A 13,036-nucleotide genomic window follows, 5' to 3' on the forward strand; every position below is an offset into this window, starting at 1 on the left:
TGGTTAATGATGGTATAATGTCATTATCCACAAAATCAACTGAAGTTGTTGGTTGCCTCAGGATGACTTGGTTTTTATATAAACTCATCCCTTCATCGCGTGGTCATCTCCCCGGGGCAAGCTCGGGACAGGCAGGATGACTGCCCTTTTTTAAGCTTTATATATCGAACTCACGTTAGATTAAGAGTAGGATAGCTATCAAAAGTCCGGGTCCAACCCAAGCCTGTCCTTCAGTTGTTTTAAAATAGGCTTCTTTTCTGCCAGATAATCAAATTTTTCCTTATTGGTATAGATCATCCTTTTTGCTTCTTCCTTCACCAGTTCAATTTCCAGAACCAGTTTCCCATTATTCAGTTTGCTCTTTAAATGAGTAACCAGATCTGACCTAAAGCGATCAAGGATATCAATTTTAACTGCATTGGTGAGTTTTATGACCACCGTTGTGAGTTCCTTTAGGTAGATATCTTGTTGAAGCACCATATGTTCAGCATCTTTACCTTCCGACTTCTTGAGGGCCGCAAAATCCTTCCAGTGCTTCTGCAACTGTTCGAAGGTAAATGGATCATTGCCATAAAAATCTCCCTCATCGTCTTTAGCGGTGTCTTCATCCGCCTCGTCATTCTTGTCAATTAATGCATTGAGGTCAGTGGGAATTTTTGCTGTGGGCTTAAGCTTAGACTGGCTAAGTCTTTTTACAGGCCGGGGCGGCTGATTGATCGTACTGCTATCAGCGTTCGTTTCCGAAGGCACTCGTCCCGAAGGTGTTTCTTCAGGCTTTTTATTTTCCGGGCCAGGCTGAACGTCCTCGTCATTGCCTGAGGTTATACTACTTTTTTTTTTAGCTCTTCGGATGGCAGAGCAGCCAGGGTTACCGCGGCATTTACATGAGTGAGCTTCATTAGCGCCAGCTCCACGTGCAGGCGTTGATTTTTACTGCTTTTATAGCTCAGATCACACTGATTGGCTATGTTTAGTGCTGTGAGTAAAAATGACAAGGATGCCTTATTGGCCTGTTCGATATACTTTTCTTTGGTGTTTGCAGGCACCTCCATCAGGTCAACAGTGGCATTGTCCTTGCAGACCAGCAGGTTGCGGAGGTGCTCGCTCAGGCCTACAATGAAATTATGACCGTCAAACCCTTGTTTAAGTATCTCATCAAATATGAGCAGTACCTGCGAAAGATTTTCTGTCAATAAGTGGTCGACCACTTTAAAGTAATATTCATAATCCAGGATATGAAGATTGCTGATGGTAGACTGATAGGTGACATGGCGATCAGATGAAAATGTGACGATCAGGTCAAATATCGATAGGGCGTCACGCAAAGCCCCATCAGCCTTTTGAGCGATCAGATGCAGCGCTTCTTCTTCAGCGCTGATACTTTCACGATCGGCAATACCCTTAAGGTGACGGGCAATGTCCGCTACCTGTATCCTGTTGAAATCAAATATTTGACAACGAGACAGGATAGTAGGTATAACCTTATGTTTTTCAGTGGTTGCAAGAATGAATATGGCATAGGAAGGTGGTTCCTCCAATGTCTTCAAAAAAGCATTGAAAGCTGCATTAGAGAGCATATGCACCTCATCTATTATATATACCTTGTACTTCCCGTACTGAGGTGGATATCGGACCTGGTCTATCAGGTTCCGTATATCATCAACGGAATTGTTTGAAGCAGCATCCAGCTCAAAAATATTCAGAGAACTACCATCGCTATTCTCATCAAACTTATTGATCATTTTGGCCAGAATTCTGGCGCAGGTAGTCTTGCCAACACCGCGAGGCCCGCAAAATAATAAGGCCTGTGCCAGTTGATTGTTGTCAATTGCATTTTTGAGCGTTGTTGTAATATGTTCCTGGCCAACTACCTCATCAAAACCTGTCGGTCTATACTTCCTCGCTGATACTACAAACTTTTCCATCGCTCGAAGTTAGCAAGTGAAAGTGAAAACCGAAAGTGAATTGTGATTAAAAAACTTTGGAACTCCATAATTTGAGCATAGTACAATTGTGAACTTTTTTATAATCTCATTTTTTTAAAAACTCCATTTTAAACCATTTGTGAGGGAATACACGAAGTTATTAATCGAAATAATGGGTTTATCTTCATACTGAGCTGTAAAAGTTGTAGTGAAGGAAAGACGCTGAGAAAGTTCCATTTGTAGAACCACATCTCCACTAATTCGTGACCTAAAAAGCTCACTTTCTTCATCGTACCCCCCTTGATAATAAAAAACCGTATTAAAACTTACATGCTCATTAAACCTGATCTTTCCGTTAATGTAGTTGGTAGTTTTCCAAATCTCCTTTTTTATAATTTTGTGTTCATCTTCAATACTTTTCCAGTTTTCTTTTTCAAACATTCCTCCGATGCCGATAAAGAGTTGGGCTTTCTCAGTGGAGGCTAACCGGTATTTTATCCCTGCGCCCAAAAGGAATCTAAAAGGCATATTTCTTCCATCATCGTATTGGATTTGAGTGAATGATTCATACGACAGCTTTTTTCTTCTGAGAAAATTTGTTCTGAAATGTGCGTAGCCTGTACTAAGTAGCGGACCCCCTGTAGACTTAAAGTAGTTAATCTTATTGATTAGTATATAGGCATGTTTATCAGCGATATATGCTACGTCTGCATTGGCCTCGAGCCCAACAAATTTAATGTCCTTTTCTGCCGTGGCGCTTCTGTTGTTAATATTGAAATTCAGGTTGACCGCTCCCATAAAATAACCGGAAGAGTCAGAATGGATGTTTCCTTTGTCGATTTTTAATATCTGAGATTGACATACAGCGCTGCAAATAAGTATAATAAAGATGGTGGCTAGTTTGTTCATGCCACGAAATTAAGAAGGTTATGGGAGACAGGGAAATTTAATGACCTTTTGTGAAGCTAAGAGTAGAGAGGGTAAACTTACAAGTTTAAGCATACGGAATGAGATTTTAATTATAATTTTGATATAAAAGTTACATATGTGCTTAATATCTCATTTTAAGCTTGTTAAATGACATTCAAATTGGGACCTTCATCTCCATTTTAATAAACCCTAATTAATCTAAACCGACCTAGCATGAAAAAAATCTATTTATTATGGAAAATCTCATGCTTTTGTCTTATTTCACTAATTTTTTTCACCCAGGAGGCTCTCGCACAGCACAAGGCGGCAGTCCACCAGGGGGTGATTAGAATTAAGCTGGATGAGACAGCAGCATCTTATTTGGAAACAGCACAAATGTCCCGGACCCCGGAGGGATATTTAAGAACCGGAAACGCTTCTTTGGATCAGGCTTTATCACAAAGCCGGGCCAGCAACATGAAGCGGGTATTCCGGCACGGGGGCAAATTTGAAGAAAAGCACCGCAAACATGGATTACATCTGTGGTATGAGGTGCGTTTTGATGCCTCTACTGATGTAGATCAGGCAGTGTCTAACTTTGCCCGCCTGAGAGAGATCAGGAATGCCGAACCTATCTACGAAAAAAGTATTGATGGTTATGAAAAGATGATGAAGGAGGCTGTTTTGATGCCTCTGAACACCGATGCTAACGACCCTCAATACCCTAATCAATGGCACTACAATAACACAGGCCAGACGGGTGGTACACCGGGAGCAGACATAAGTTTGCCTCAGGCATGGAACCTTGAAACAGGTAACAGCCAGGTAATTGTAGCGGTGACCGATGGTGGTATTGATGTTGACCATGAAGACCTTGCCGCTAATATGTGGATCAACACTGGCGAAATTCCTGGCAATGGAATTGACGATGACAACAACGGCTATGTGGATGATATCTATGGCTATGGATTCGGTGATGATACCGGTGAAATAGCTGCCGACCTGCATGGTACGCATGTGGGTGGTACCGTAGCTGCCGTTACCAACAATGGTATTGGTGTAGCTGGTGTGGCCGGTGGCGATGGCTCTGGGAATGGTGTGAGACTGATGTCATGTGCAGCTTTTGGAGCGTTTGGTACAGGAGGTTTCGCTGAAACCTACATCTATGGAGCCGACAATGGCGCGGTAATATCTCAAAATAGTTGGGGATATACTTCACCAAATGTATTTGAACAAGCAGTTTTAGATGCAATAGACTACTTTATTGCTGAAGCAGGATACGATGAAAATGGTGATCCTGTTGGACCTATGCAGGGAGGTCTGGTGATCTTCGCTGCGGGTAACAGCGGCTCATTCAGCAATTACTACCCTGGCTTTTACGAGCCAACACTGGCCGTAGGCGGTACAGATCATAATGATAATGAATATGTGTCTTCTAACAGAGGAGATTGGGTGGACGTTGCAGCTCCGGCTGTTAACGTATTGAGTACATTTCCTAATAACCAGTACTCATCGATTTCCGGTACTTCTATGGCATGTCCGCACGTATCAGGACTTGCAGCCCTTATTTTATCACAAAATATAGGCAATATTACACCGGATCAGATACGAGCGCGTATTGAGCAAACTACTGATCCTCTGCCAGGACTTGAATTCCTGGGTTCAGGACGTATCAATGCATTTGCCGCATTACAACAAGATGATGGTGTGGCGCCTGAAGCTATTACAGATCTTTCAGTGACGGATGTAGACCTTTCAAGTGTTACTTTGCAATGGACTGCTCCTGAAGATGCCGGGAATGGTTCTGCGTCTTCTTATGACATCAGGTATTCAACTTCAGTAATTACCGCAGCTAATTTTGATAGCGCAACACCGGTGGCAGATCCTCCAAAGGCGTCTGTGGCCGGAACTACCGAAGTTTTCACTGTTACTGGGCTTAACTCAGCTACCGAATATTATTTTGCTATCAAATCCGCAGATTTTTTCGGTAACGTTTCTACTATCAGCAATGTAGTATCGGCTACAACAGATGATGTGCCGCTGGCTTCAGTATCACCTTCATCTATGACTGCCGATCTGGAAACAGGAGAGACTGAAACCCAAATATTGACCATTAGCAATGGCGGCCAGGGGCCACTGGATTTTAATATTTCTTTTGGAGGAACAGTATTTACGCCTGCATCGGCTTCTGCTTCCAAAAATATTAAACCTCATGCTAAAGTACTTTCCACCACGAAAGCTTATGCACCAGCCGGGGATGTTCAACTGCTTGAAGGTTCTCAATATTCTACCGGATTCGAGTCGTTTACACTTGGTGGTCTTAACGGCCAGGACGGCTGGTCTGCCAATGCTGCATGGGTAGTGAGCGATGCCATGCCATACGCAGGTACTAGGCACGTATATGCCGCTGCAACCGGCGCAGGCACTAATTCGCTTGCCTTTAGTCCTAATGTAGGAATAGGCGAGGAAGAATATTCGTCAACTACTGCAAAAGTGAAAATAGAAGGCAGCGGTACCACGTGGCAGGTAATACCTCAGTCGCCAACAGCCGAACTAGTAGTGACCAGGATCAGCTTTGATGCCGATGGAGGGTTATCTATTCTGGATGGTGACGCAGGTGATTATGTGACCGTACCGCACGAAATACCCTCAGGATATTTCGACCTTAAACTGGTGGTTAACCGATCAACTCTGGATATGAACCTGTATTTCAATAACGAACTTGTTTATGCCGGAAAGGCATTTGCAGGCGATATTGAGCAGGTGGTGCTTCTTTCACCTATGGAAGGTACCGGCTCAGAGTTTTTCATGGATGATATTGATATTTACGATGGCGTACTGGATACCTATCCATTCCTTAGTGCCAATATCACCAGCGGAACAGTTCCTGCAGGTGAGGATCAGGAGATTGAGATCACCTTTGATGCCAGCGGATTATTTGGCGGAACTTATGAAAATATAATACAGATACAGACCAATGATCCTGCTAATCCTTCTTTCATGGTACCTGCTACCATGAGCGTAACAGGCACTGGCAAACCTGTAATAGATGTTGATCCCGACTCATTGGTTTTTGACGACACTTTCGTAGGAGGGACAGATACAAGAACCCTTACTATATCTAACGGAGGTACGGAAATACTTACCGTAACTGATATTAACTCTACTTCCTCTGATTTTACCGTAGCATCAGATACTACTTTTAGTATTATGCCTTTTGGGAATAAAGAAATTGTAGTAGAGTTTAGTCCTTCTGTACTCGGAGAGATTACTGGTGAGATCATAATTGTGAGCAATGACACTACAAATGCTGAGGTACATGTGCCTGTAAGCGGTAATGGTGTTGAGGCACCAATAATAGCTGTGAATCCTTCTTCCTTTGAATTTGAACTGGAAAGAGGAGACACCACTTCTGCTATACTAACCATCACCAATAATGGTGTTGCTGACCTTGAGTTTACTATTGAGGTGGCTTCCGCTGATGAAGGTCCTGCTTCTGTAAGCATGGACTTCCCTGCTACGGCAGGCAGAGCGCGGATGGCAGATGGTGTTAAGCAACCGCTAACCAGCAATTTCAGTGGTATGAAAGTGATGTCAAATGTGAGTCTGGCGGCCAGCACCGTAGAAGTATTGCTACTTACTCCTGACGATGATATTACTGATGTGGAGACTATGTTAGCTTTCCCTGACATCAATGTGACAAGATTCCCTGAATCTTCACTTCCATCTATCTCCCTTACCGATGTGGAAGGATACGATGTGATCATCACCACTAATAATACTAAATGGCAAGAAGGTGGAGGCATTAGCCCTGCTGCTATTGGCAACTTATTGGCAGATTATATCGATCAGGGAGGAAAAGTTATTGTAAATAATTTTGCTTATGACTATGCAGGATGGGAATTGGCAGGTAGGTTCATTAACGAAAACTACGGACCATTTACCAAAGCTACGGCCGACCTTAGCGGTAGTGTAAATCTGGGTACTATCCATGCACCGAACCATCCTGTAATGGAGGGAGTTACAAGTATCGGCAATAGCTACCTGTGGCAAAATCCAGGCCTTACATCAGGAGCAACTTTGCTGGCTGACTGGGCTGATGGTAATCATTTTGCGGCTGCCAATGATAACGTAGTAGCTGTGAATATTCTGCCAAGTAATGGAAGCGGTGCTCCCGGATGGACCGGAGATCTTCCTACCTTCTATCACAACGCTATCATGTGGCTTTCAGGCGCAAGCTTTGTGTCGGTTGATACAGAGAGTGGCACTTTGGCCGGCGGAGAGTCTATAGATGTAAAAGTAAATGTAAGCGCGGAGGGATTAGAGGCCGGATTCTATGAGGCTAATATCAATATCCTTTCCAATGATCCTGTAAATGATCTGGTTCAGGTACCGGTATCATTGAACGTTTTGGGACCTGCTGTAGTGGCTACACCTGAGTTCCTGGATGTGACTGTCATTAAAGGATTGTCAGCTACACGCACTATTACACTAACCAATAACGGTTCTCTGGATGCTCAATTTGAGATCGATATCGTTAACAGCGCCCCTGAGGCGGAGCCTGCTACTTACAATCCATTATATGTGAATAAGCCTCCAAGAACAACTCCTTTTGCAGGAGATCGTTTGGGGCTTGCAAAAGCTGTAGTGAAAGGAAGCGCTGGTAAAACAGCAGCCGGAGATGAATTATATAGCACCGGTTTTGAAAACTTTGCTATTGGCAATATCAACGGACAGCAAGGCTGGACAGGGCAATTCGGTAACTGGAGAGTCGAAGGTAATAATCCTGCCAGTGGTGATAAACACTTCAGAGGCTTGTCTGATGGCTTAGGTCAGTCAGCAGCTTTTACACCTCAACTGCCTGTAGGCGGTGAGGCCGTAGCCACTGCATCCATGGATGTTAATCTCCAAACCGGTGCATCGTGGTGGATCTCTACCGAATCTTCAACCGCTATCAACGGACGTGTGATCTTTGATCCTATCGGTAATGTAGTGATGGTTTCTGATGATGGAGCCGGAGGCGCTGCGTTGGATACATTGGCTTATACCATTCCAGGAAACTACTTCAATGTGGCTTTTGAGGTGGATAAGACATCAGGAAACTATAAATTCTATATCGATAATGTTGAGGTATTTGAAGGAAAAGCCTTCTCTACCGACCTGGAGTTTGTGACTGTTGTTTCTTTTATGGAAGTAGCAGGCCCTACTTTTGATATGGATAACCTAGAAGTTTATGAAGGCAGGTTAATACCTTCTTACCTGAGTTTATCACAATCTGAGGGAGTGATCCCTGCAGGGTCAAGTATAACAATAGATGTTAATTTTAATGGTTCTAACATTGATTACGGGACTTACTACAAAGACCTGTTGGTTTATATCAATGGAGCATCAAATCCTGATATAGAAATTCCTACTAAATTCACAGTAACAGGAGATGCCTCAGTAGAGGTAGCGCCTCAGGTACTTGAACAAGTAGTGAATTACAAGGAGCAGGAAACCACCCAGTTTAAGATAAAGAACAAAGGTGGACAACCGCTTAATTTTGATATAAGCGTATTTGGCGCTGACCTTGCCAATCAAAACAGGGAAATGGGTGAAGTGCAGATCCCTACAGCTTCCAAAGCGAAGTTTGAGAAGAGTATGGCTTACGAAGCTAAGCTTACGCGCAAACCTACTCCTGTTCAACTGGTTGTTGGTGAGACTATCTTCGCAGAAAACTTTGATGGTGGCGCTTTCCCTCCTGCCAATTGGACTGTAGAAGATAACGAAGGCACCGGATTGGTTTGGGGTACCCTCGCTGAACATGGTCTCAATAACTGGGCTGGGTCAGGCGGAGCTGCCGCTGTGAATAGCGATGCTAATCAAGGCGTTGAATTCGACACTGAACTCATCACACCTGTAATAGATATCGCAGGCAGATCTAATGTTGTGGTTCAATACAATGCCAACTATCGCAACTTCATCGGTTCTGATTTCCTTGATCTGGATATAACCACAGATGGTGGAGCTACCTGGACTAATATACTCAGTTGGAATGAGTCACATGGAACAGGCTTTGGCGCTCCCGGTGAGTTTGTCGTAGTGGAGCTGGATGATTACCTGAGCGGAGCATCTGAAATGCAATTGCGCTGGAGATACTATGACCCTAACAGTGGAGACTGGGATTTCTATGCACAAATAGATGATGTTGAGATCATTGCTGATGCCAATACCTGGTTAACTGTTTCGCCTTCAACAGGTGTGGTTCCGGTAGGCCAGGAGTTGACGATAGATGTTACTTTTGATGCTTCTAAGCTCGAATCAGGTGAATATTTTGCCGGTATACTGGTAAACAGCAATGCGGTAAACCTGCCTGTTGCTTCGGTGTTTGCGATCATGGAAGTGCTGGAGCCTGCTGATATAGAGGTGAATCCTACATCTTTGGAGCAACTGTTGGTGGCTGGCTTCTCCGATACTCAGACCCTGAGCATTACCAATAATGGCGAGAGTGTACTGAGATATCAGTTAGGAGGATTCATGAAGGACAGTGAGATTGTTTCAGTAAGCAAGAAAGAGCTGCCAAGAAAGGAAACCAGCGTAAGAACATCGCCATATAGCGGGGATCTGTTTGCTGGCAAAAAAGCCGTGCCACACAATGGAGTGAGCAGAAATGCCGGTACACTGGTTTATGGTACTGACTTTGAAAGCTTTGCTACCGGTGATATTAATGGTCAAAACGGATGGTTTGCCCAATTTGGCAACTGGACTGTTGAAACGGAAAATCCTGACAGTGGCGAGAAACACTTCAGAGGACTGGCCGATGGGCTTGGTCAATCTGTAGCAGTTACTCCTTCGGTGGGAGTAGGTACTGAACCTACATCTTCTTTTACAGTGGATATGAGTGTAAAAGGGTCAGGTGTTACCTGGCAGTTGATACCTCAGTCGCCAACGGCAGGTTTGGTTGTAACAAGAATACAGATCAATCCTGATAACTCTATCGATGCACTTGTTGATGATGGAGCCGGTGGAGCTGTATTTGAAAGTGTAGCGGATGCCATTGACACCGCTTACACAGACCTGAAAGTGGAGGCTGAACGTGCAACAGGAGAATTTACTGTGTATATTAACAAAGAAGCAGTGTTTACAGGGCAGGGCTTTGCCGGTGATATAGAAGAGGTAGTGATACTGTCTCTGATGGAAGTGGCAGGTCCGACAATGGATCTGGATGACTTGAATATCTGGGATGGCGAAGCGCCAATACCATTCTTGTCCACTAATCCTGAGTTTGGAAATGTAGCTGCCGGTGAGACTGTTGAAATTGTAGTAACTTTTGATGCTACTCATCTCGAAAAGGGTATTTATAATGACGAGATCATAGTGTTCAGCAACGACCCTGACGAGTCTGCAGTGAACATACCTGTGACGCTTGAGGTGATCAATCCTCCGGCATTGGCGGTTGAACCTGATACTATAATCAGTGACGTAGCCATAGGGACCATGAGGAATCATACGGTTACTATTAGCAATACAGGAGAAGCCAACCTGAGATTTGGATTTGCCGGTTTTGGTGATGAGCCAGTGCCTGGTGTATTCAGGAGAAAGAGGGACTACAGCGAAGAGAGGCGCGCTAAAATGCAGCAGGACAAAGGTAAATCACGTGAGCTTGACTATTCACGACCTGCTGTATTCATGGAAGGAGAAAGCATACTATTCGAAGGCTTCGAAGGAGAGACTTTCCCTCCTGCAGGATGGACATTAGTGGATAATGAAGGTAGTGGTGTAGTTTGGGAATCTGATGATGAAAATTATACCGGAGGTAAGGGTAAATCAGCTATCGCCAATAGTGATGCGGCAGGTAGTGCAGAATTTGATACAGAACTGATCACCCCGGCAATTGATGTTGCCGGTAAGACAGGCGTTCACGTACAGTATTATGTGAACTACCAAAACTTTGCGAATGAAGATTTCCTGGATCTGGATATCAGTACTGATGGAGGCGCCACATGGACCAACCTCCTCAGATGGAATGAGGATCATGGCGGTTTCTTCGCTCTTCCTGGTGAGTTTGTGAGCATAGCTTTGGATGATTATCTTGTTGGTGCGTCAACAATGATGTTGAGATGGCATTACTACGATCCTAACACAGGTGATTGGGATTGGTATGCACAGATCGATGAAGTTGAAGTATTATACGAAGGTGTTGCCTGGCTAACAGTAGATCCCGAACAAGGTGTGGTACCTGGCGGAGAGTCTATGGATGTAACAGTTACTTTTGATGCATCTCTTCCTCAGATAGAGCCAGGAACATACGAGAAAGATCTGCTACTCATGACCAATGTACCTGAGCAGCCAGAGAAGGTATTGCACATGGTGATGAATGCAGTTGATGTAACAAACTCGTGTGTTGGAGGTGAAGTAGTTGAATTCAACCAAGGATTAAGGAAGAAGGGAACCATGATCCCTCCTCGTAGAAGTAATCCTGCCAACGCATTAGGCGCTCCTGAAGAGAATACGGATTACAACTTCGTATCATTAGGATTCGGTGGATCAATCACTATCAAATTGGATAATATTATTGTCGACCTGCCAGGAAATGACTTCATGGTTTACGAAACGTCCTATATGGACTTCGAAGATTCTTGTGAGGTATACCCTGAAACGGCAGACGTTTATGTATCCAATAATGGAACCGATTTCTACCTGGTAGGTACTGCTTGTAAGGACACGGAGTTTGATATAGCGCCTAGCGGTCTGTATGAGATCCAATATGTGAAGATCGTTGATACATCCGATATTAACTACAAAGGCTTTGGCCCTGCGGCTGATGGTTTTGATGTAGACGGTATTATGTGTCTTAACGGTGGTGAGTCTTCTATGAGCAGACAGCATAGAATTGCCAGCCAGAATACAGTACCTGATGAGGTAATGGAGGATGTAGTGACTACCTTCCCTAACCCATTCAGAGACAGAATATCTGTAACTATGGCTGTAGACAACGATGGAAGATACGAAGTGGTTCTTCATGACATTTACGGTGCAATGGTATACAAAGGAAAAGTACAGGCTTCTTACGGTGAGTTGAAAACCGATATAGATGCCAGAAGCTTGTCCAGAGGAACATATACTATTACTATCATGTCAGAAGACGGAGGCTTCAAGCAATCCAACTTGTTGATCAAGCAATAGATATAATTTTAAAGGTTATTGAAAATGAAAGCCACCCCGCGAGGGTGGCTTTTTTTGATTGTGTGCTTTTTTAACTATATAGTGATTGTAAGAAAACTCTAGGTGGGTTAAAGAAAACGTTCTTGCTAAAGAGCGTGATGAAGTGCCAAAAAGCGGAGTCCCGTACAGTTGTTATAGTTGTTGGGATGAACATTTTTGGGACGAGCATAATTGGCGTTTTCTTATAGACACTAATTAAATTATGATGAGATAAGTCGAAAGCCCCTTCTGAAAGTATGGTTGATTTAAGACCCGAATAGACGGAAACGTCCATCCACATTTTATCATTAAATTCGATGGACATATGGTTGTATGCCGAACTAAATTACCCGTATATTTGTAATACTTATTGAAAACCGGGGCCGACCGGTTTTGACAGGATGTGTGATTACGTGGGTAAGCATGCAGGCTCATGGGATGAGAGCCTTGAAAGATAGTTCCACAACACAATTGGCGAATCTAATTACGCCATGGCTGCCTAATCTCGACTCAGATGTTGAGATCATAAGGCTTTAATCGGTCACCGCCAAAGCGGGACCGGGCCACGTTCCACAAAACCGATGTTCTGCAGGTTTTGATTTCGGAATGTCGACTCAGCAGGACTAGTGCTGGCAGGGCTGTGATGTCAGTGCGAAATTGATCGCAGCTAAGGTAAAGTTCGGTGGTTGTCTACCTCGCTTTACTCGAAAATCCAAAGACAACTAAGCATGTAGAAGACACGATAGTTGCCTTCACTGGACGAGGGTTCGAATCCCTCCGGCTCCACATCCAAAAGGAGAATTGTCGAAAAGCAGTTCTCCTTTTTATTTATAGCCCTTTCAGATTCGAACCCGAGGAGAGGGTTTGAAATGTAGCGCAGCGGAATTCACGAGGGGTTTGTGCGGCATGGTTGCGGGTATGAGTAATCCCTCCGGCTCCACATCCAAAAGGAGAATTGTCGAAAAGCAGTTCTCCTTTTATTTATAGCCCTTTCAGATTCGAACCCGAGGAGAGGGTTT

At 44.0% G+C, this 13,036-nt stretch carries 4 protein-coding genes and 1 other RNA gene; 2 read left to right on the forward strand and 3 right to left on the reverse strand.

Translation table 11 applies throughout. The annotated features are described in order from the left end of the window. Positions 1-198: 198 nt before the first annotated feature. The 3 genes from C900_RS27480 to C900_RS27490 form a co-directional block, all read right to left on the reverse strand. Positions 199-750, reverse strand: a complete 552-nt coding sequence (locus tag C900_RS27480; protein ID WP_009583762.1) for a hypothetical protein — start codon at positions 748-750, stop codon at positions 199-201. Between the two features lie 71 nt (positions 751-821). Next, positions 822-1,925, reverse strand: coding sequence for a DNA polymerase III subunit gamma/tau (gene dnaX / locus C900_RS27485; protein ID WP_009583763.1), 1,104 nt, complete (start codon positions 1,923-1,925; stop codon positions 822-824). Between the two features lie 114 nt (positions 1,926-2,039). After that, the gene (locus C900_RS27490) at positions 2,040-2,834 is read right to left on the reverse strand and encodes a DUF481 domain-containing protein (RefSeq protein ID WP_009583764.1); all 795 of its coding nucleotides are present in this window, start codon (positions 2,832-2,834) and stop codon (positions 2,040-2,042) included. A 234-nt stretch (positions 2,835-3,068) separates the two neighbouring features. Between C900_RS27490 and C900_RS27495 the strand changes: the two genes are divergently transcribed. Next, positions 3,069-11,999, forward strand: coding sequence for an Ig-like domain-containing protein (locus C900_RS27495; RefSeq protein WP_040497698.1), 8,931 nt, complete (start codon positions 3,069-3,071; stop codon positions 11,997-11,999). Positions 12,000-12,396: 397 nt separating this feature from the next. Continuing rightward, positions 12,397-12,806, forward strand: a transfer-messenger RNA (tmRNA) gene (gene ssrA, locus C900_RS29590). Positions 12,807-13,036 lie beyond the last annotated feature (230 nt).

Origin of the sequence: Fulvivirga imtechensis AK7 (assembly GCF_000331535.1) — a bacterium.
Classification (GTDB): domain Bacteria; phylum Bacteroidota; class Bacteroidia; order Cytophagales; family Cyclobacteriaceae; genus Fulvivirga; species Fulvivirga imtechensis.

Excerpts from the sequence above, each read along its gene's own strand:
- dnaX (WP_009583763.1), bottom strand. The coding sequence starts at position 1,925 with ATGGAAAAGTTTGTAGTATCAGCGAGGAAGTATAGACCGACAGGTTTT.
- C900_RS27490 (WP_009583764.1), bottom strand. The coding sequence starts at position 2,834 with ATGAACAAACTAGCCACCATCTTTATTATACTTATTTGCAGCGCTGTA.
- C900_RS27495 (WP_040497698.1), top strand. The coding sequence starts at position 3,069 with ATGAAAAAAATCTATTTATTATGGAAAATCTCATGCTTTTGTCTTATT.